Genomic DNA, 20720 nt, shown 5'->3' on the forward strand with positions numbered 1-20720 from the left:
TGATAGGATAGCGTAATTCATCGGCTTTGTTAAATTTAGAAAGCAGGTCGTACAACCCCCTTTCCGAGAAGTATTTTTGATTATTAAAATTGACTGTAAGGCCTGTATTCAGGAACACATAGTTCCAGATCATACTCTCTACAAAATCAGAAATGTAGTGGTAGTTTCTAAAAATAGTCTCATCCGGATAAAAAGTAATTGCTGTACCATTGCGCTGAGTAGTTTCAATAATATCATTCTCCAAAACAATTTCACCTTTAGAGAATTCTACTTTTTTCGTTTTCCCATCACGATAAGACTGAACCACAAAATTGGTAGAGAGCGCATTTACCGCCTTAGTACCCACACCATTTAACCCTACAGATTTTTGGAAGGCATTACTATCATACTTACCACCGGTGTTTATTTTAGATACGCAGTCTATTACCTTACCCAAAGGAATACCCCTACCGTAATCCCTAACATTAACCTTGTGTTCGGATACCGTAATTTCAATTGTTCTGCCAGATCCCATCACAAACTCATCAATTGAGTTATCCACAATTTCTTTCAGCAAAACATAAATCCCATCGTCCTGTGCAGATCCATCGCCCAGTTTACCAATGTACATACCGGGACGTAATCTGATGTGCTCTTTCCAATCGAGGGAGCGTATACTATCTTCGTTATAATTCGGTTCAGCCATGATGTAAGTAAGTATAATACAAAAATACTATAATGCAGTAAATTTACTCGAATAAGCTGGGGAATCAATTACAAAGTTTCAACAAATGCACATTTTCATGTATATTCAAACAAATTAAATCATGCTCAATATGCGACCTGAAAAACAGCTCTCCATGCTTGACTTATCAATGATCGTTGTAAGTCTGGTAATAAATAGGATCTCGTTTTCCGGTTACCGGCGGGTATTATAAAATATTCTCTGCATTTTACCATCCTTCCATTGCTTTCGCCATCAACTGCATCATAGTAGTTTCAAATGCCGCTTCAGTTGCAGGTGTTTCAATTATTGGAGCTGAGTATTTAAGTAAGATTATTTTACCCGTTGAAATGCAAACCGAGTTTTCAAGAATAGCTATTGCAGCTATTTCTATTGGTCTGTTTTACTTCATCAATTTATTGGGACTAAAAGTTAGCTCTAAAACGCAAAACGTACTYTCGTTAATAAAAATAGGCATGGTGCTTATATTAATTGGCGCTGTGTTTATGGGGCCGGCAGCAGTAAGCTCTCCTTCCACTTTCAACACATCAGGTTCAACTACCCCAACCCTGTTTGATTATGGCAAGGCCCTGGGCATCTGTTTAATCGGCATCTCTTTTACCTTTGGCGGATATCAGCAAACCATCAACTTTGGGGGCGAAACAAAATCTCCGGGTAAAATTATCCCCCGCTCAATCTTTACCGGCTTAGCTATCATTTTTATACTTTACATGGCAATTAATTACGTATATGTAAGGGTCATAGGGTTTGAACAGCTAAAAACAGCCGAAAGCATTGCTGCAATACTTGCGGGAAAAATCTTTGGTCCCATAGGTTTTACTGTGTTATCCTGCTTAATTTACCTTTCTGTTTTAGGCTATGTAAATGTCAATTTACTAAGCAATCCACGCGCTATGTTTGCCATGGGCGAAGAGAAAGCATTACCTGCAATCTTTACTAAAAAGAGCAAAAAATCGGATGTCATGTTTGTGAGCTTAACTGTATTCACAATCATCTCTATCATTACATTGTTTTACGCTCAAACATTCGACAAAATCCTGAACTACACCATATTTTTAGATTGTATTGGTATGGCTACTTCCGCGGCTACCATATTCTTTTTAAGAAAGCGAACCCCCCATCTTGATAAAAATACCATTTACAGTATGCGCCTGTATCCCTTAATGCCATTAATATTTATTGCCGCCTATTTATTTGTAGCTATCAGCATTTATGCCGACGATCCGCAAGCCGCAATAAATGGTTTATTGATCTTTGCATGCTTTATTATCATCTATTTCATAAACCGATTTTACCAAAGAAACCGAACATAGCAACCAGAATTAACAAGCTCAATCCATCACCCTATATAAAATGCCGATAAAAGAATTACCCTTTAAAAAAGAAATTGCCTATGCAGCAGGAATGATGGGCTGGAGCATCATGACCAACATTATTATAGTTATGCTGCCCTATTTTTATCTTCCTCCAAACAATTCAGGACTCACTCCGCTGGTTCCCCAATTATTGGTATTCGGTGCCTTTAATATTTTATCACTCATTGCTGCATCCGGCAGATTGTTTGATGCCATATATGACCCGTTCATTGCCTCCGTCAGCGACGCCAGCGACAACCCAAAAGGCAGGCGCATTCCTATTATGAAATATGCAATAGTGCCGGCAGTGGTATGTTGCTCACTGGTTTTCTATCCTATGGTTAAGGGCGAAAGCATTACCAATGCCTGGTGGCTTACCATAGTACTTGCTGGTTTTTTTATTTCGGTTACCACCTATATTATTCCTTATAATGCACTGCTTGCTGAATTAACACACAGTGCTGATCAGAAAGTCAAACTATCTACCTTTCAGCAGGTGGGCTTTGTTTTAGGGATGATAATTGGAGCCATGTGCAATAATTATGCTGATCTGATACAGGATGTTTTTAAAATCACAGACAGATCCGAAGCCCTGCAATACACCATCTTTTGCCTCAGCATATTCTCTGGGCTGGTTATGATCTTACCGGTTATGTTTATAGATGAAAAAGAATATACCGATGCCAAACCAACGCATATCGAACTCATACCTGCACTTAAAAACACATTCAGAAACACCAATTTTAAGTATTACCTGATCTCTGATTTCACTTACTACATTGCCCTTAGTATCATTTCAAGTGGCCTGCTTTTCTTCGTTACCGTATTATTAGGTCTGCCGGATTCTGATGGCGGTAAATTTATGGGTACCATGGTAATTCTATCACTCTGCTTTTATCCCTTTATTAATTATGGAGCCAAAAGGTTTGGCAAAAAGCCCCTGGTACTAGTTGCATTTGCGATACTCAGCTTAATATTTGTCACCATTTATTTCTTAGGGCACCTGCCCTTTTCTCCTGCCGTCCAAATGTATATACTGGTAATATTTGCGTCTTTCCCTTTGGCGTCTTTAGGCATTTTACCTAATGCTATTTTAGCTGATATTGCTCAAAATGACACAAAAGAAACAGGAGAAAACCACGAAGGGATGTTTTTTGCCGTTAAATATCTCTTTGTAAAATTAGGCCAAACTATGGGAATAGCCATATTCGCTATGTTAACCGTATATGGTAAAGACCCTGGAAATGATTACGGGCTGCGTTTAAACGGGGTTGTTGGCTTTGTGCTTTGCGTCCTGGCCCTCCTGTTTTTTAGTCGTTTCAAAGAAAACAAAGCTTCTGATTTATAGCCACATAGCTATAAAACCGGGATATGAATAAAAGCCGGAAGTTTATATGTACCTTTGCAGCGAGGTGATATTCTTTTGCCTCTATTATACATTAAAATACAAATACATTGTTATTCGAAGAATTAAACCTGATTGAGCCAATTTTAAAAGCGCTGCAAACAGAAGGTTATACACAACCTACCCCAATACAAGAACAATCCATACCATCCATACTTCAAAACAGAGATCTGTTAGGGTGTGCACAAACCGGTACAGGTAAAACTGCCGCATTTGCTATCCCAATGTTACAGTTGCTTAGTAAACCTCACACCAATACGAAAATACATAAAGCGATAAAAGCATTGGTATTAACACCAACACGTGAGCTTGCCATACAAATTGAAGAGAGCTTTAAAGCTTATGGAAAAAACCTGCCTTTAAAACAACTGGTAATATTTGGTGGTGTTGGACAAAAAGCACAAACAGATGCGCTACACAGAGGTGTCGACATTCTTGTTGCTACTCCAGGAAGATTACTAGACCTGATGAATCAGGGCTTTATCAACCTGCGTGATATCGAGATCTTTGTTCTTGATGAAGCCGACAGAATGCTTGACATGGGTTTCATCCATGATGTAAAGAAGGTTATTGCTAAATTACCTGTTAAAAGACAGACTTTGTTTTTCTCGGCTACCATGCCAAAGGAAATCCAGACTTTAGCCAATACGATCCTTACAAATCCAATTAAGGTTGAGGTTACCCCTATTTCATCTACAGCAGAAAAGATTCAACAAGAGATCTTTTATGTAGAAAAAAACGACAAGAAAGATTTATTGCACCATATTTTAAAAGACAAAACCATTCAAACTGCATTGGTATTTTCTCGTACAAAACATGGTGCCGATCGCATCGTAAAAGACCTGATCAAAGTTGGTGTTAAAGCCGAAGCCATCCATGGTAATAAATCACAAAATGCCAGACAACGTGCATTAACCAATTTCAAAGCTAAAACCACACGTATATTGGTTGCTACTGATATTGCCGCACGGGGTATTGATGTTGATGAATTAACTCATGTAATCAACTACGAGCTGCCAAATATACCTGAGACTTATGTACACAGAATTGGCCGTACTGGTCGTGCAGGCTTAAGTGGTACTGCGCTATCATTTTGTGATTCGGAAGAGAAAGAATTTTTAGACGATATCGAGAAATTGATCGGCTTAAAAATACCTGTTACCGAAGATCACCCTTTTGCGATGAGCTGGCAAAGCCTGATGTCAGGTGCTGCTGCTGCAAAATCAAAAGGCAAAGCTAAGCCATCAAGAGGACAACGCCCCGAAAGAACAGAACGTCAGCCTAACTTAAGCGGTGCAAAAAGAACCCCAAGCAGTGGAAGCAGACGCTGGAGCGGCAACAACAAAAAGAAGTCAAATTAAATGATCTGTTTTCGGGTTGCATTAATTTGCGCTGAAGAAGCGCAAAAGAACGCTAGGCCCTCTTCCAGACATTGAATTTGTAGGAAAAAAATAAAAAAGGGCAGGATCTTCGAAAGAAGATCCTGCCCTTTTTTATGAGGTKTATCTTTTACATTGTTAATAACTATATCTAGTATTACTAACTCTAAAGGCTATTCTGATATCATTAATCACTACCATTTAGTGTAACCGTTCACAAGTGTTTGTAAAAGTTCACTGCCTTTCGTGCTTTTACTACTCTTAATTTGACTTTCTCAACTTAATAATCCTCATCCAGTGCATCACTTTCATGAGTGGATAAGTAGGATCAAACTCAAACCATTTTGAGGCAAAATTAGGGCTATTAGGTTTTTTGTGGTGGTTGTTCTGGAACAGCTCACCCAGCATCAGAAAATCAAGAGGCAAAGAGTTTTTGCTGTGATCATCATTATCATGATTGGAATAACCGTATTTATGTCCACACCAATTTACAATCGCACCATGAAGAGGTCCCATTAAAAAGTGTATTGGCAACAATAAAAACATCCACCATGCGGTAGCAAAAGTTACATAAAACCAAATGTAAAAGCTAATGAACACAAGACGTGTAATCCAGGAATCTCCTATCTTATCAATAAGTGGCCATGCAGGATAGTTATCACGAAACTGCTCTTCAGGCTCATGGTTATATTTTGAATAATTCAGATAAATGTTTTTTGTCTGAATCATCATGCCCCAAACATCTTTTACAAAATGTGGAGAGTGCGGGTCTTTTTCTGTATCACTAAAAGCATGGTGCATACGATGTAAAATCGCATACGCTCTTGGATTTAAGAAAGACGACCCTTGAGACAAAAAGGTAATTGCGTAAAAAAACTTCTCCCAAAAACCATTCATTTTAAACATCTTATGCGATGCATAACGGTGTAAAAAGAAGGTTTGAGAAAAAAGAGACAAAAACCAATGTGCCAGAAAAAATAATAAAATTATCATATAAGATATTAACGAGTATTATAGGTGTTTAGATACAATGATGTCATTAAATGACAGGAAGATGCATTATCTTCCGAAGTCGTCCTGAACCCTTACAATATCGCTCTCATCAGATGGCTTAGCTGGGTCTGTGTGTTGCCAGATTTCTGAAACAATACCCCAGTCTTCTAAACCTATTAAACGGTGTCTTTCACCTTGCTTTAATTTTATGCTTTGTCCGGGAGTTAATTGTTTTACTTCCCCCTGCTCATCGGTATCACTTGTGATCACACCAACAGTACCGTTAACTACTCTCCATATTTCAGCACGACGGTGGTGATATTGCCACGACAAACGTGTATTTGGAGCAACGATTAATATTTTAGGACTTAGTTTACCTGAAATTTTAAGATCATCAACATTTAAACCTTCAAAATAAACGTTTGCAAATTGCTGCGCCTGTTCTTCATCAATTACAAAAAAACCTCCCCACGGACGGGTCTCATCACGGTTAACTACATTAAATCCTTCAATCTTTAAGCGCTGTGCTACGCCTTCGAATATTTCTTTTTTCTGATCTGACATTTTATAAGTGGTATATTTTAAATCCCAAACTTACTTAAAACTGCTTAAGCTTTCATTAACAGAGACAAAAAAAATCAAAAAAACCAATAAAAGAGTTAATCTGTGAGCTTATCTATATCACCCAGATCAGTATTTAAGTCTATTATAAGATCGTATAACAGCGAAATATTTTTATCATCAGGATTTATCTTGCCTCTTAACAAATCCGAATACTTATCCAGAAACTCATCATACATATCCTCTGGTATTTCAACTTCATCAAGTTTAATTTGGCAAGTGGTATGATACAGCAGTTGCGAAATAGAAAAATAAACTGCGTTTAAATTGTAGAGCAGGTCTTTGTAACTTTTACTTTCCCAATCAATAATATAAGTATAGTAATTATCGGAAGCCAGCAGATTATACTCTTCATTTTCCATTACCTCCATTTCGTCAAGATTATTTATCAGAAAATAGGTTTTAGAACATTTTATTACCTTATCAATAGACCCAAGCAAAACGCGTACAACATCATCATCAACAGCCTCCAGCAGTTCAAAATCATCAGGTGAAATAGAATCGGGCTCAATCAGGCCTTTTAAATCCGATAGGTCCTTTTCATAAGCAATCATAAAGCCATTCTTGCAAAGCTCATTTATAATAAAACTCAATACATGTGGTACAAGTCCTTTAATGCTATCTTCCAAAATGCTAACTTTTAGATGCTATTCGTTGAAGTTAATTACTTCTCGACATATTACAAAATAAAAGATTATGTCCTATTTCAATTTTGTCAATCGTCTATACATAAAACAACTTTTAATTTAATTAACAGAACATCATGAAAATTGTCAAAGTAACTTATACTGTAAAGGCAGAATTTGCCAAAAAGAATCAGGAAAACGTAAACGAATTTATAACCGATTTAAGAAACATTAAAGATTCAGGCATTCGCTATTCATCATATCTTGCCGAAGATGGCAAAACATTTACGCATATTTCGATACATAAAAACGAAGCTGCCCAACAAAACCTGTTTAACCTGGAATCTTTTAAATCATTTCAAAAGGAAAGAGATCAAAGATTGGAAATTGAGCCGCACATCGATTTTTTGGAACTTGTGTCGTCATCTTTTGATATATTTAACTAGTCACATCGCCTTATCAACCGGTCGCAATACACCCTGTATATTGCCGTATCTGCACCTGTTATCAAAAGCTAAATGGATGTAACTTTAAGTTATAAAATCAAAACCCATGAAAACAGAAACCTTAAACAAAGTAACAGAAACAACAAACGAATTATTAAATGTCGTTTCCGCGCTATCAGAAGAGCAAATAAATAAAATCCCTTTTGAAGGTAGCTGGACTGCAGGGCAGGTTACAGATCACATCTCACAGTCCTTTGATGGGGTAATAAAAATAGTTAATGATAAAGCAGTACCAACCGAGAGGGCACCGGATAAAAAGGTAGAGCTCATTAAAGGTATATTTTTAGACTTTACGACTAAAATGAGTTCACCAGAGTTTGTGCTGCCCGCTCAGCCACCTCATAAAAAGGAGATATTGGTCGATAATCTAAAGTCCTTAACAAAACAGATGACTGATGCAATTAATAAACAGGACTTATCTTTTATCTATACAGATTTTGAGATTCCGGGATTTGGAAAATTCACAAGATTAGAGTGGATCAACTTTCTTATCTATCACATGCAAAGGCATACACATCAAATCAAAAACATACAGCAGCTGGTATAAAAAAGAAGAGGGCGGGTATCCTAAAGCAAAATGACATAAATAAAAAAGATGATCAACTTTGATCATCTTTTTTATTTATGTCTGTACTTATTATTACGCCAATTGCGAATTAATTCGTTTTACAATGTAATCAATATCAAATGGCTTACTGATGTAATCATTAGCCCCTGCATCTAAACTTTTTTGTTTATTCTGATCATTTGCAGACATCACTATAATTGGAATGTGTTTAGTAAAAGGATCACTTTTCAAATCACCACAAATGTCAGTACCATCGCCATCAGGTATCATTACATCTAAAATGAAAAGATCTGGCACACTGTCTTTTAATTTACTTTTAAGCTCAGTAAATGTAGAAGAAAGCTGTAATTCATACCCCTCATCTTTAAGGAGAACACCAATTATGTACCTTATATYTTCATCATCTTCAAGTATGTGTATTCTTTTTATCATAACGGATCTTATATTAATATGGTTTCCGCTAATGCTAGCAACAATATTGCCATATATGACAAAACTGCATATAAATGTTACTTATTAGTAAAAAATAACTTACGGTTTGGCTTTTATCCAGGTAGCGATATCTGTTATCAGTACATCAGAAACGCTTACAGGAGTTCTGTACTGCTCCATTGAGCCTTTTTCCGTTTGAGGACTTAAAAGGTGATTAAGTTCAGGATACAATTTTACCATAGCGCCTTTTTTCTTACCTATAGCAGTGTTCCATAAATTGTAATCAGTAGTTGAAACCTGAAAATCGTTTCCACCCTGTCCAACAAAAATACGCTGTTTTGCTAATTTCTTTGCCGCAGCAACCTGGTCGTTTACATTTATATCAACCCAGTAAGAAGCTGGCAAACCCAACAAAACAGAATCAGCCTTCATGGTTCCAAGCTTAGTTATTCTGGTTACCTCCAACTCCTTAATTACCGTATCAAGTGTTTTCTTGCCTGCTGCCGAGGTATCTTTTGAAAGGCCAAACATATATTTGTTTTGCTCAACCAAAAGATCTGTAAACTTCCTTGCAGGCGCAGCAAGCATTATAATCCCATTTAAATCGGGCGCCAAAGTAGCTATTCTTGGTGCAATCATACCTCCAAGGCTATGTCCAAGCAAATAGATCTGTTTCTTGTTTACTGCAGGTAAAGTCTTTGCAAGTGCAATTGCGGCAAGCGCATCGTCCATCACTTCCTCTTTAACGGTAAAAGCCTTTCCAAACTCACCGGCATAAATCATTGTTCTTTTTACATAACGAATAGAAGCTATTCCTTTTGATGCCAAACCAAGCGCAATATCCTTTAACGGCTTATTAGGGCCAACAGTCTCATCCATATCGGCTGGTCCGGATCCATGAACCAGAACCACAACCGGGTAACTGGAAAGCTTTTTCGGCACAGTTAACATGCCAACCAAAGTATGTCCGGGTGTTTTAACATTTATTTCAGTTTCCTTATATAAGGTCGTATCTGCATAGGCCGGGAGTACGTAAGTAGCTGCTGTAGACTTTGGTTGAAGAAAAAAACCAACTATCTTTTCAGCTTTATTGAAGGCCAAAAGAAAATTTTGATCATCATTAGTAAATTTCCCTTCCATCGTAACCACAAAAAACTCTCCCTGGGTTTTACTGCTGATCACATCTAATGTTTCAATTTTACCAAGTTTCTCTGAAATTTGCGTCCATAGCTTTTTTAGATCCTCTTCAGGAACTTTCGCCTGAAAAGTACTATCAAGATATCCGTAAGCGTCTGTATACTTTTGGTCTTCCAAAAGCTTAAAGAAATCCTGTGAACGACCTAATAAATTTAACACACCCTGTGAGAACGCAGTTGTTGTAACAAACAACGCAAAGATTAATAGAATTACTTTCTTCATTTAAATAATAATAATTGATTTTCAGGTCTTTCGTTTAGAGACTTCAAACCAAAGCTAGCATTATTTAGTAAAAAATACTTTTAATGTAACTTTTTGCTCCTAAAATCTGTTTATTGACAGGAATATTATATTTTCCCCATTTGAGAAAACAAAGTATATGAAGATACTATTGATTGAAGATGAACCCGGTCTAATTTCTGTAATGGTTAGAGGATTAACGGAAGCCAATATGGAGGTAAGTGTTGCGGCCGACGGAACTACAGGATTAGAAATGGCAGTAAAGCACCAATTTGATCTGATTATTCTCGACATCATGCTCCCCGGCGTTAATGGGATACAAATTTGCAGGGAAGTGCGTAAAGTCAATAAAAACGTGAGCATCCTGATGCTAACAGCATTGGGCAGTACCGAAAATATAGTAACCGGATTAGACAGCGGAGCTGATGACTACGTTGTTAAACCATTCAAATTTGCTGAGCTGGAGGCCCGTATAAGATCGCTGGTAAGAAGGAGAAGTACACCAGGCGAGGCTGGAAACAGCATCCATATTGCCGACCTTGAATTGGATTTTAATTCCAAAACCGCCAAAAGAAACGATAAACCCATAAGTCTCACTGCAACAGAATATCGCTTGCTCGAATATTTTGTAAAGAATGCAAATAAAATACTTTCGCGGATACAGATTCTCGAAAATGTATGGGATATCGACTTCAATATGGGCACCAACGTGGTTGATGTTTATGTAAACTACCTCAGAAAGAAGATAGATAACGGGACCGGGCAAAAGCTTATCCATACCGTTTTTGGAATGGGTTATATATTAAAAGAAGAAGCTTAACGAGGTTAAATTCTAGTGCCAGTTTGCGGTGCCAAAGAAAATTTATACCCAAATTTCTAATCAAATTCTAATAAGTATAAAAAACCCATCAAACAGCCCACAAAAACACCCTATAAAACAACAACTTACACATATAATTAAATATGATTTTCTAATCAAATTCTAATTTACCTCTTATCCCCTTTTAATCATTGGGGCCTAGTATTGCAGTATAACATTAACCATTAATTATTTAGTTATGCAAACAATACTTATCCCCACCGATTTTAACCCTGCATCGGTAAACTGCATCCCAACGTTATGCAAACAATTACCTGAACAGGAATTGAACTTTATTTTTATCCATATGTTCAAACTTTCCGACAGAATGGGTGATCTTTTAATGCTTTCCCGAAGGAACAGGGAATACAAATATGTAAGTCAGGAATTTTATGATCAGTGCGAACTCATGAAACAGACTTACTCCTTAATTAAAGCAATTAAAATAGAGTTTTTTTATGGAAGTACAGTAGGCATGTTTCGCGATTACCTTGAAAACGCCGGAGTTAATCAAATTCTTGACCCCTCTTTTTGCTCCACCGGTAAACTGAACAGTAACAGCATTGACCCTGCTTTGTTAGTTCAGCGTTCGGGCACTCCTGTAATCCATATTAATACCAACACGCCTGTTGCCGAGCTTCCAAAAAGAAAGATCATACTGGAAGCCGAAACATTGGAAACATTGTTAGCCTAAACTTAACGGCTATTACTTCACCTAAAAATTAATCCTATGCTATTAAAAGAAAATATTCCTATTAGCTATATAGCCGGTAAGATTCGTAAAGAGATCATTCTTGTAAGTGCCTACGCTATTTTAATAGCAATTGTATATAATAACTTTCATTTCACAAGGATTTCCATTCCTATTGCCGTTCCCACTATACTGGGAACGGTAATCTCTCTGTTGCTTGCCTTTAAATCTAACCAGGCTTACGACCGCTGGTGGGAAGCAAGAACCATTTGGGGGGCAATTGTAAATGATACCAGAAGTTTAACCCGGCAGCTGCTCACTTTTGTAGATACTCCTTACAGCTCGGCCGACGGAAAAGCATTTTGCGAAAAAATGGCAAAAAGGCAAGTAGCATGGTGCTATGCACTTGGCAGACATTTAAGGCGTCAGGATATTATGCCAGGACTCGAAAAATTACTTTCCGAGGAAGATTACAATCATATTAAAAGTTGTAATAATATCCCATTGGCATTGCTGGAACTGCAGGGGTTTGATCTCCGAAATGCACACAAACTGGAATGGATCAATACCTACCAACAGGTGGAAATAGATAAAACATTAACGCGTTTTTCCAACCATATGGGAGGCTGTGAGAGAATTAAAAACACCATTTTTCCGGCAACTTACAGTGTATATATTCATTTCGCTTTAGTCCTTTTTATCATGTTACTGCCATTTGGCCTGATAGAATTCTTTGGCATTGTAGAAGTACCATTGGTGATTGCGATATCCTGCTCTTTTTTTCTGATAGAAAAAATGGCCATTCATCTTCAGGATCCTTTCGAGAACAAACCTACGGATACGCCAACTACTACAATTTCCAATAACATTGAACGTGATGTGAAACAAATGCTTAAAGAAAACTACAGGCAAGAGGAAAAGCACAATACTGATTTGCTGATAAAATCACAATTGTTTTATATTCTATAAAATCATAGGAACTCATTTCGTTTTTCTCTAGTGAAGAAAGGAAAACAGCATGCACTCAATCTTTGTYGATCATCGCTGTTTTCCTTTGCATTTCCAATTCCAACCGAGGCTAGTAGCAGGCATCAATCAAATTTTGCAGATACGTTGTATTTATGCTGCATAAATTTTGCTATTTTATTGTCTCACCAAAAGAATAGCAAAAGAGAAGCAAAACAATAGCAAAAGAAAATTGTATTATAAACTTATTTTTTATTACAAAAAGCTGGAGTTATTGTATAACAATAGACCTTACTTTAACATCATTTGAGGCAAACATATCCTGATATTTTTTCTTATTTTCGTTTTCTTACAACGTCTTTCTTCGAAAAGGTAGGTACATGGAATATAATCATCAGGGAATTACAAAAAACTGGAAGCTCCTGGTCGAGGGTGAGAAGCAGGGTCTTTACACCTGCTTCAATTTATTCTATGACGACCTCTATCGTTTTGGGATGTCGCTGTACCGAAATCCGGAATTGGTTAAAGAGAGCATCCAAAACTTGTTTATAGAGCTTTGGCAAATAAGGGATAAACTAAGCCATGTACAAAACATTCAGCAATATGTTTTTACCGTCTATAAAAGGATTATGTATAAAACCTATCAAAAGGAAATCCGCAAGGATCCTGGTAAAGTTGTACACCTGGAGGACCTTAATGAACAATATGTTTCAGTTCATTCTTACGAAGCAATACTGATTGCGAGCCAGGAAGATGAGCAGCTAAAAAAACGCTTGGAGCATGCGCTGAATAAGCTTACTCCAAGGCAAAAAGAAATTGTACAGCTACGTTATTTTGACTGTTTATCGTTCAAAGAAATTTCACACAAAACGGAGCTTACAGAAAGAACGGTTTACAATACCCTTCATAATGCAGTCAACGTTTTGCGTGATTCTCTTCTTTCCATTCTTATTCTTATGATCCTGGGCGATCTCTAAATTTTTAACCTGATATTTCTTTTTTCCAGCAAACCTGTAACTGATACAATTAGCAAGGCATAAATCAATGATTTAAATAAGCCTGGCACCCCTGTGCGCATGACCTCCGGTAACTGCGAAAGTCCGAGTAGTCCAATTAATGCATAATGGATATAGGGTATCAAATAACAGGTAAGTGTGCTGGTACCGGCCGGTTTAATGTAGTTATACCAGCTCGCCACTTTTCGGATATCACTGATGTACACCATTACTAAAAACCCAAGAATTCCTATACCCGAGCAGATGGCCGTCCACGATGGTGTTGCCCTGATCTTAGAGATTCCCCAAACAGGGCGTGTAAGCAAACCAAATCCAATAAGTAGAACAGCAAACAGAACCATCAATATCCAGAATTTCTTATTTGCTGAACTAAGGTTTCGATACGCAATGGAAGTAATGATGCCTGCCATACTAAATGCAGGCATTGACCCATCCCCTGCGATCCAAACGTACTTTTTTATGCTTTCTATTGGCCCCAGCCAGTCGAGAAATGAGGCACTGCTAAAAAGCATAAAAAAAACAAGGGCAAGCACCTGAATCACGGGTTTTCCGGCCGAGAAAAGATAAACACAGGAAGCAATGAAGTAAGCCCAGCCAATTAACCCAAGTATACCCCACCAATGAATACCCATAGCTGTTATTCCATTGCCGGTTTCTGTTTTATAGAGGGCGGCCAATATAGCCAATAGTAAAACTCCCCCAGCCCTTAACAGTTTTACGGTTAATGACTCAGGGTTTTTATAGGCCATCCATATCAGAAAAAAGGCGGCTACCAATAAAATCATCCAGACATCCTTAGGCAAAATTGCATTATCTGCATAGCTTTCTGAATTGACAAGGAACAAGCCCATTACCAACAGTGCTATCGTTCTTGCTACAATATGAAAAAATACTGTGGTGTTTGTATCGCCCTTTTTGCTTCTGCTCTCTATTGCATAGGGCACAGATAAGCCTACGATAAATAAAAAAGCGGGAAATACAACATCGGCAAGCCCCATACCATCGGCATCGGCCGAAACATGTTCAAGCCAACCCGGAATGTCAATTAAGGTCCACAGATCGTTTACAAAAATCATCAATATCATCACTATTGCCCTGAAGGCATCGATAGAAATCAGTCTGGATAATGTTACCCCTGGCTTAGCTGTCATTTGAGTATCTTGCTTAATGTATTCATTAAGGAATTTTCGCCCACTGCATCATAGTCGCCTGCCCAAAGATACGCTCCTTTAAAGCCTTTTTCTTTTATGTAATTGGCTTTTTGAGTTACCAGCGGAATTCCATTGAAATATACACCTTTAGCTTCAACAGCTGTAAATTCTTTTTGAGCAGCCGTTGGGTCTTTTACTAATATGTCTTTAAACTGCATATAATCATAAGATCCCCAGCTCAGGTTATTACCGTCTCCATCTAATTCAAGATACCTTACACCAAAAGCTGGTATTCCTAGCACAATTTTGTTAGCAGGGAAACCTTTATTTCGCCAGATGGTTGCGCCATCATTCATAAAACTAAGTGATGACTGCTGTCCTAAAGGAGCTCCCGGGCCTACGTGTGCACCATCCTCAAATGCGTGAACATTTATCCAATCTGCTTTAGAAAGATCAGTATATTCCCAATGCATATAGTTTGTGGTTACCGTGGCGGTAACAATGCTTCCAACTGGTAATGCCGCCTTTAACTCTGATACGAAAGGGCCAACGGATTGAGCACTTTTAGCAGAGATATCGTAAACGTCGTTACTTAGGTCTGTCATCATGACATCTATTCCGTCCAGCTTTCTGTTTACAACATATTGAGTAAGGGCTTGTACCAGATGAGCTCTTTTTGCTGCATCGCTGATCACCAAACCAAAATCTGTACTGTTGTATAACGACCATCCATCTACTCCCGACAGTCGGCCAGTAACACCCAGCAGCACCGGAACGCCATTCATATGGCCCCGGGCAACAAGTTCATCTATGTTTTGATTCTGGTTTCCCTTCGAAAAATCAACCTCTCCATCGGGAAGCACCCTTGCCCCGCTAAAAGCCACATGGGAAACATTGGCCCAGGTAACATTGGCCGAAACCCCGTTTTCAGAAAGATAAGGCATATTTACAAATGGGCTAACTTTTGGTGTATAAGTGGATGGGCTAACCAGAACCTTAGATAGGCGTGTGGCAGTCTGTCCATTAAATGTGGCTTCCAGTTTAATTTCAAATTCACCTCCTGCCGTGGGGGTAAATGTAAAGGCAGTATCTGTTGAAACCTCTTTACCATCTACCTTCCAGCTTAATTTTGTTTTAGCTCCGGGAGCCGGGGAAAATAGCAGGCGGTTATAAACGGCCGATTGCCCTTCCTGTATAATTCTGGATGGCGACTGAAATACCAATCCCTGGTCGAAGATCCGGGGATGAAAATCTCCGCCAACCTCATCATTGTCTTTTTTACACCCGAGCATAAATATCAGCAGGGGAAATATAAGGTATACTATTTTTTTCATCTGAATATCTTTATTATTTTAAATAATTTCTCTTATTGGATTAAGGTATTTATGGCCGACAAAAGTGATTTATCTCCTGTTGCATCTCCCAGCAATTGCCAGATCATGATGCCTCCTGCTTTTTTATTCAAAGCAAAGCCGACCTTTTTCTTTATGGTTGGTAATCCGTTATAATAGATCGTTCCCTTATTGGGCACTACAACAAAATCAACAAGCTCTGAGCCTGGAAATCCTGTTACAATATCGCCATAAGAATAGCTCTCCTGAATTGAGGGGCCAAAACCATATCCATAAAATGGCAAGCCAAGTGTAAGCTTATTTGCAGGCACGCTTCTGGAAGTGTTCCAATAAGCAAAGTCTGTTTCTGCCGCTTCATAGGTTGAATGGGGGCCCGGTTTTTCTTTATTCCACGGACCCGTCTGGTCATAAGACATGATGTTAACCAGATCGAACAAAGCCAGTGCCTTATCTGATATTGCATTTCCGTTCCAGGTTGCTACTGCCGCTGTTAGTAGTTTTTTATGCGGCTTTAAGGCGCTCGACAATTCAACAATCAACCCTTCATAGTTCAAATCAATAAAGTCTCCTTCCAGGTCAACATCTACCCCGTCAAAATTATAGGTATTGGTTAGCTTAACCAGTTCCTTAATCAATTCAGCACGTTTAGCTGGTTTGATCAGTTCCTTTAAATGTTGCGGGGCATTCCCTCCTCCAATGGAGAACAAAACCTTTACCTTATTGTCATGTGCCCTTTTTATGGCTGCCGTTAAACCTGCAGATGGACTAAACAATCCATTGGCATCCGGATTTAAAAAAGCAATGTTCAAATGTGTGATCTTGCTGAAGTCCAGCTTTGCTGATTCCGCATCCAGGTCGCCGCTTCCAAATATATATCCAACAACATAAAACCCTTTATCTTTTTTGTCTGGCATACTCTGATCTGTTGCTTTTGATTTGGCACAGGACACTAATGCAAACAAGCAAATGATTTGTATAAAAATTCTTGACTTTCTCATCGTATGAAAATTAGGTTTAACATTATGGTTTATCCCACCAAACCCTGTTGGTCCAGGTATTACCACCAGGCCCAATTGCAGCCACCGCAGCAGCAGCATTCACTGCATTTTGCTCCAGTTCAAAAATTGGATATTCAAATCTTCTTGGCGTGGTTTGAACGGATGAGTCGTAATTAGTAGATGAAGCTAAGGCAGGAAAGCCTGTTCTTCTCCAGTTTGCGTAAGCTTCCGGTCCGTTTAAAAGCAATGCAATCCACAGCTGTTTGTTGATCATCTCAATTTCCCTTCCCGGAATCAGGTTGTTCCCTTTTATGAAATTGCTGATGTCTGTTGAGCTGATAGAAGGCCCGCCCGGGAAAAGGCTTAACTGCGAAATTGCAGCTTCAATACCTTTTGCATAATGTTCTGCAGCTGTGCCACCAAAAGTTGCGCCCCATCTTACTGTTGCTTCGGCAAGTAGCAATTCAACTTCGGCATAAGTCTGGTGAAGAAAAGGGGCATTGTTACGAATGAGGAAATTAGCTAGCTGCGCTTTTTGATCGTTGTTAACGGCCTCAGTTGGCCCAACACCTGGTATGTCAATGGTGATCGGATTCATCCAGCCATCCCAAATGTACTCATTAGGAGGTACCCCGTTATAACCAATCTGCGCTTTAACCTGATCTGTGATGTCTGTGCGTTCAAAAGGTCTGTTCACAATGTCAATATAATACCTCACCATATGTGAAAGACGAGGGTCGTTAGTACTTCTCAGTTGTTCTATGAAAGGGTCCTGAACACGAGGAATAACCTCAGACTGACAAAAAGCTGCAGACACGCCATTTCCTCTAATATCTATATAGCTGTTTTGTACATCCTGATGAACTATTTTACACATCTCCGCATTGCTGGTAAAAACACCCGCCGCAAATGCAGCCTGAGCTTCCGTTTTTGCTTTATCAGGATTAATCTTTACCAAACGCATGGCATACCTTAGCCTAAGCGAATTGGCGAATTTTTTCCATGAAGCAATTCCACCATTATAGAAAAGATCGCCTTTCACGGCATCCTTAGAAGCATCAAGTTGGGCCGAGGCCTCGGCAAGTTCTTTAAAAAAGTCGTTGTAGATTTCTTCCTGTTTATCAAACTTGGGTTGTACTATTCCATCTGTAAATGCTTTTCCCGCTTCAAAATATGGGATATCTCCATACACATCTGTTATTCTGGCAAATTCATACACCTTCATAATACGACAGATGGCATTCAGATTCGTTTTTAAAGGATCGTTTTTAGTCCGGTTCACCGCATCTACAATATTTACCACATCATTGTTGTACGTGTTATTCCATAAAGAGGAAAGGTAGTTTCGGTCGTATACGTAGAACTGGCCATTTCTATTCAGCCAGATTCCTCCAATTTGCTGTACAAGAGGCATTGTAAATACAAGACCCAGCTTTTCATTTACTTCCAGATCTCCTGAGAAGCGTAGTTGAACGTTTGTGAGCTGTAAAGAAGGATCAAGATTGCTTGATCTGGTAGGATCAATATTTACATCCCCAAATTTTTTACAGGCACTGAGCATCAATACCATTATGGCAAGTACGAATGCGTATTTTTTTAAATTCGTTTTCATGTTTATCTCCCTTGATGAATCTCTTAAAACTTAAAGTTTAAATTAAAGCCCCAGCTGCGTCTGGTTGGCAAAGAGCCGTACTCCAGACCCTGTCCGTTTCCATTATTGTAATTAGAATCAGGATCTACATTTGGTACATCGCTGAAAAGAATAAATGGATTTCGGCTTACCAGCGCTACCTGTATATTTCTAACTCCCCATTTAGCAGAGATTCTTTCAGGAATGGTATACCCCAAGGTGATCTCACGCATTTTAACATAAGTTCCAGAGTAGATATAAGGTCTGGCTACACCACCGCTTGATACGATCTGTGGCCAGTAAACTGAAGGATCAACGGCTTTTGTGTTTTTAACAAAGTTTCCATTCTCGTCTTTCACTACACCTTCAGGAACTAAGCCCCTCACCTTTCCTATTGCCTTCCATTGGTCAAGTGTGTAACCCTGGGCCTGTCTTTCTTCTTCCGATGCAATCCATTCTTCACGTCCGGCAAGTGTAGTGTTTAAACTACCACGACTGGCGGCAAAAAGATTAGTCATTGAAAACAGGTCTGACCCGAACTTCACATCGATAAGTGCACTTAAACTAAAGTTTTTGAAATAAACCGTATTGCTAACACCACCTGTCCAATCGTAAATTCCTTTACCAACTACTTGTCTTTCGTCGCTTTGCAGAGGCAAAAGTGTAGTAGGGTCAAGTATCACATTTCCATTGGGATCTTTCTGATAGTCGAACGACAAGATAGAGCCATAGTTTTCACCTGGTTTTGCTATTACCGCAACCCCCATCCATCTCGCCTCCGATAGGGTTAAAAAAGGAACACCATCGGCCAGAGATTCAACTTTATTGACATTACGGGCGAAATTAAAGCTCACATCCCATTTAAAATCTTTCTTGGCAACCGGACTTGCAGTAAGCAGTACCTCGATCCCTTTATTTGAAACCACTCCTGCATTGATCATCCTTGTAGAAAAACCTGAGGAGAAAGGACTTGGAACATTATTGATCTGATCTCTTGATCTTTGGTTGTAATAAGTAACATCAAGTCCAATTCTGTTTTCAAAGAACTTTAGTTCCGTACCTATTTCCCAGGAGCGTGTACGGGTTGGCAACAGATTGGCATTTGGCATTCTGGCCGTATTCAATCCTCCATAAGACATTCCGTTAAAAGACAATGGATTTACCGAATAGTATAGGTCCAGTAAATAAGGATCGGTATCACTAGCCACCTCAGAAATTGCCGCTCTTAATTTACCCATCGTTAAGACTTTCTTACTTAATTTAAAGGCATCAGAGAAGACAAAACTTGAAGACAGTGATGGATAAACATAGTCTTTATTCAATGTAGAATAAGCATCATTTCTAACTGTTGCATCCAGGTACAGATAACCTTTATAGCCTACACTAAGCAGTGCATAAACAGAGTTTAAGTTCTTTTTATACGGCACAGGGATAATACTTTTATCGGTAAAACTTGTAGGGGTAATTGCATCAGGAACAGTAAGATTTGTGAACTGCATAAAGTCTGCATTGTTGTGTACCCTCGAAATACTACCCCCTAAACGGGCGGCCAGATAAAGAGAAGGTGTAACCTGTTTTTGCCCGGTAATTAATACATCGGCCTCTGTAGTTACGTGCTTTCTGTTGATCTGATCCAGCGCTCCGGTTACTACACCCGGTGTAGTTCTTGGACTGAATTTTTCAAAATTGATATAGGTAAGGTCTGTTGATCCGCGACCTTGAATACTTAACCAATCGGTGATTTCATAGTTTAATTGCAGGGCACCTAACAGACGATTCTTTTTGGTTGTGTTCTTCATTTCGTTAATTACCCAATATGGATTTAAACGATACTGACCACCACCCCATTCGATATAAGAACCATCTGGGTTTTTATAAGTTTCTGCAAACCATGCCTGATCTACATTATTTGCAAGTCCTATAAAAGCATTTCCAATATTCCCCGGATCATCAGCCAAAGCAGGACGATTATTTACATTTTCGTCCATGTAAAAAGCCCTGGCTTCGAGAG

General features: G+C 38.7%; 20 protein-coding genes (1 of these 20 running past the window's edge). 9 read left to right on the forward strand and 11 right to left on the reverse strand.

Annotation, left to right across the window (positions count from 1 at the left end; all coding sequences use genetic code 11):
• Positions 1-685: ATP-binding protein (locus AC1DDX_RS05530; protein WP_477621844.1), on the reverse strand; the 685-nt coding region annotated here is incomplete at its 3' end.
• A 194-nt stretch (positions 686-879) separates the two neighbouring features.
• On the opposite strand from AC1DDX_RS05530, the gene AC1DDX_RS05535 reads away from it, so the two are divergent.
• The 3 genes from AC1DDX_RS05535 (at position 880) to AC1DDX_RS05545 (ending at position 4845) form a co-directional block, all read left to right on the forward strand.
• On the forward strand, positions 880-2037 hold the full coding sequence (locus tag AC1DDX_RS05535) for an APC family permease (RefSeq protein WP_477621848.1): 1158 nt from the start codon (positions 880-882) through the stop codon (positions 2035-2037).
• Positions 2038-2077: 40 nt separating this feature from the next.
• A complete protein-coding gene (locus AC1DDX_RS05540) occupies positions 2078-3427 on the forward strand; it encodes an MFS transporter (RefSeq protein WP_288879579.1) in 1350 nt (449 codons plus the stop codon).
• A 107-nt stretch (positions 3428-3534) separates the two neighbouring features.
• Positions 3535-4845 carry a DEAD/DEAH box helicase gene (locus AC1DDX_RS05545; protein ID WP_172661024.1) on the forward strand — a complete coding sequence of 437 codons (1311 nt, stop codon included), beginning with the start codon at positions 3535-3537 and terminating at the stop codon, positions 4843-4845.
• A gap of 279 nt (positions 4846-5124) precedes the next feature.
• Here the strand turns inward: AC1DDX_RS05545 and AC1DDX_RS05550 are convergent, their stop codons facing one another.
• The 3 genes from AC1DDX_RS05550 to AC1DDX_RS05560 form a co-directional block, all read right to left on the reverse strand.
• A complete protein-coding gene (locus AC1DDX_RS05550) occupies positions 5125-5856 on the reverse strand; it encodes an acyl-CoA desaturase (protein ID WP_048903852.1) in 732 nt (243 codons plus the stop codon).
• A gap of 66 nt (positions 5857-5922) precedes the next feature.
• On the reverse strand, positions 5923-6420 hold the full coding sequence (locus AC1DDX_RS05555) for a cupin domain-containing protein (protein ID WP_337715874.1): 498 nt from the start codon (positions 6418-6420) through the stop codon (positions 5923-5925).
• 95 nt (positions 6421-6515) lie between these two features.
• A complete protein-coding gene (locus tag AC1DDX_RS05560; protein ID WP_172661025.1) occupies positions 6516-7106 on the reverse strand; it encodes a hypothetical protein in 591 nt (196 codons plus the stop codon).
• Between the two features lie 134 nt (positions 7107-7240).
• Between AC1DDX_RS05560 and AC1DDX_RS05565 the strand changes: the two genes are divergently transcribed.
• A complete protein-coding gene (locus tag AC1DDX_RS05565) occupies positions 7241-7549 on the forward strand; it encodes a hypothetical protein (protein WP_288879574.1) in 309 nt (102 codons plus the stop codon).
• A 106-nt stretch (positions 7550-7655) separates the two neighbouring features.
• The gene (locus AC1DDX_RS05570) at positions 7656-8156 is read left to right on the forward strand and encodes a DinB family protein (RefSeq protein ID WP_288879572.1); all 501 of its coding nucleotides are present in this window, start codon (positions 7656-7658) and stop codon (positions 8154-8156) included.
• A 93-nt stretch (positions 8157-8249) separates the two neighbouring features.
• On the opposite strand, the gene AC1DDX_RS05575 is transcribed toward AC1DDX_RS05570, so the two are convergent.
• Together AC1DDX_RS05575 and AC1DDX_RS05580 are read right to left on the reverse strand one after the other, a co-directional pair.
• Positions 8250-8609, reverse strand: coding sequence for a response regulator transcription factor (locus AC1DDX_RS05575; protein ID WP_477621845.1), 360 nt, complete (start codon positions 8607-8609; stop codon positions 8250-8252).
• Positions 8610-8708: 99 nt separating this feature from the next.
• Positions 8709-10028, reverse strand: coding sequence for a DUF3887 domain-containing protein (locus AC1DDX_RS05580; protein WP_337715875.1), 1320 nt, complete (start codon positions 10026-10028; stop codon positions 8709-8711).
• A gap of 157 nt (positions 10029-10185) precedes the next feature.
• On the opposite strand from AC1DDX_RS05580, the gene AC1DDX_RS05585 reads away from it, so the two are divergent.
• The 4 genes from AC1DDX_RS05585 to AC1DDX_RS05600 all read left to right on the forward strand — a co-directional run bounded on the left by AC1DDX_RS05585 (position 10186) and on the right by AC1DDX_RS05600 (position 13539).
• Positions 10186-10866 (forward strand): response regulator transcription factor, encoded by a 681-nt coding sequence (locus AC1DDX_RS05585; protein ID WP_172661030.1) that lies wholly within the window; start codon positions 10186-10188, stop codon positions 10864-10866.
• A gap of 238 nt (positions 10867-11104) precedes the next feature.
• Positions 11105-11599, forward strand: coding sequence for a hypothetical protein (locus AC1DDX_RS05590; protein WP_172661031.1), 495 nt, complete (start codon positions 11105-11107; stop codon positions 11597-11599).
• A 36-nt stretch (positions 11600-11635) separates the two neighbouring features.
• The gene (locus tag AC1DDX_RS05595; protein WP_172661032.1) at positions 11636-12565 is read left to right on the forward strand and encodes a bestrophin family protein; all 930 of its coding nucleotides are present in this window, start codon (positions 11636-11638) and stop codon (positions 12563-12565) included.
• 377 nt (positions 12566-12942) lie between these two features.
• Positions 12943-13539 carry an RNA polymerase sigma factor gene (locus tag AC1DDX_RS05600; RefSeq protein ID WP_172661033.1) on the forward strand — a complete coding sequence of 199 codons (597 nt, stop codon included), beginning with the start codon at positions 12943-12945 and terminating at the stop codon, positions 13537-13539.
• Here AC1DDX_RS05600 and AC1DDX_RS05605 read toward each other — a convergent pair.
• The 5 genes in view from AC1DDX_RS05605 to AC1DDX_RS05625 are tightly spaced (at most 32 nt apart) and all read right to left on the reverse strand, a layout consistent with a single transcriptional unit that may run on beyond the window.
• Entirely contained in the window at positions 13536-14729 is a 1194-nt protein-coding gene (locus AC1DDX_RS05605; RefSeq protein ID WP_477611796.1) for a DUF5009 domain-containing protein, read from the reverse strand. The two genes, AC1DDX_RS05600 and AC1DDX_RS05605, sit on opposite strands and share 4 nt — an antisense overlap.
• Complete coding sequence (locus AC1DDX_RS05610) at positions 14726-16063, reverse strand: glycosyl hydrolase family 18 protein (RefSeq protein ID WP_337715879.1); 1338 nt, start codon at positions 16061-16063, stop codon at positions 14726-14728. The genes AC1DDX_RS05605 and AC1DDX_RS05610 overlap by 4 nt, the downstream gene beginning before the upstream one ends.
• 32 nt (positions 16064-16095) lie before the next feature.
• Complete coding sequence (locus tag AC1DDX_RS05615) at positions 16096-17079, reverse strand: glycosyl hydrolase family 18 protein (protein ID WP_337715881.1); 984 nt, start codon at positions 17077-17079, stop codon at positions 16096-16098.
• Positions 17080-17101: 22 nt separating this feature from the next.
• Positions 17102-18691 carry a SusD/RagB family nutrient-binding outer membrane lipoprotein gene (locus tag AC1DDX_RS05620; protein ID WP_337715883.1) on the reverse strand — a complete coding sequence of 530 codons (1590 nt, stop codon included), beginning with the start codon at positions 18689-18691 and terminating at the stop codon, positions 17102-17104.
• 23 nt (positions 18692-18714) lie between these two features.
• Positions 18715-20720, reverse strand: partial view of a SusC/RagA family TonB-linked outer membrane protein gene (locus AC1DDX_RS05625; RefSeq protein WP_477621846.1) — the 3' portion only. The gene runs 1411 nt beyond the window's last position; 2006 of the gene's 3417 nt are visible here — the last part of the coding sequence; the start codon falls outside the window, past its right edge; it ends in the stop codon at positions 18715-18717.

This window comes from Pedobacter sp. 10L46_2 (assembly GCF_056395165.1).

Excerpts from the sequence above, each read along its gene's own strand:
- AC1DDX_RS05580 (WP_337715875.1), bottom strand. The coding sequence starts at position 10,028 with ATGAAGAAAGTAATTCTATTAATCTTTGCGTTGTTTGTTACAACAACT.
- AC1DDX_RS05570 (WP_288879572.1), top strand. The coding sequence starts at position 7,656 with ATGAAAACAGAAACCTTAAACAAAGTAACAGAAACAACAAACGAATTA.
- AC1DDX_RS05600 (WP_172661033.1), top strand. The coding sequence starts at position 12,943 with ATGGAATATAATCATCAGGGAATTACAAAAAACTGGAAGCTCCTGGTC.
- AC1DDX_RS05590 (WP_172661031.1), top strand. The coding sequence starts at position 11,105 with ATGCAAACAATACTTATCCCCACCGATTTTAACCCTGCATCGGTAAAC.
- AC1DDX_RS05540 (WP_288879579.1), top strand. The coding sequence starts at position 2,078 with ATGCCGATAAAAGAATTACCCTTTAAAAAAGAAATTGCCTATGCAGCA.
- AC1DDX_RS05555 (WP_337715874.1), bottom strand. The coding sequence starts at position 6,420 with ATGTCAGATCAGAAAAAAGAAATATTCGAAGGCGTAGCACAGCGCTTA.
- AC1DDX_RS05615 (WP_337715881.1), bottom strand. The coding sequence starts at position 17,079 with ATGAGAAAGTCAAGAATTTTTATACAAATCATTTGCTTGTTTGCATTA.
- AC1DDX_RS05610 (WP_337715879.1), bottom strand. The coding sequence starts at position 16,063 with ATGAAAAAAATAGTATACCTTATATTTCCCCTGCTGATATTTATGCTC.
- AC1DDX_RS05595 (WP_172661032.1), top strand. The coding sequence starts at position 11,636 with ATGCTATTAAAAGAAAATATTCCTATTAGCTATATAGCCGGTAAGATT.
- AC1DDX_RS05605 (WP_477611796.1), bottom strand. The coding sequence starts at position 14,729 with ATGACAGCTAAGCCAGGGGTAACATTATCCAGACTGATTTCTATCGAT.
- AC1DDX_RS05550 (WP_048903852.1), bottom strand. The coding sequence starts at position 5,856 with ATGATAATTTTATTATTTTTTCTGGCACATTGGTTTTTGTCTCTTTTT.
- AC1DDX_RS05585 (WP_172661030.1), top strand. The coding sequence starts at position 10,186 with ATGAAGATACTATTGATTGAAGATGAACCCGGTCTAATTTCTGTAATG.
- AC1DDX_RS05565 (WP_288879574.1), top strand. The coding sequence starts at position 7,241 with ATGAAAATTGTCAAAGTAACTTATACTGTAAAGGCAGAATTTGCCAAA.
- AC1DDX_RS05620 (WP_337715883.1), bottom strand. The coding sequence starts at position 18,691 with ATGAAAACGAATTTAAAAAAATACGCATTCGTACTTGCCATAATGGTA.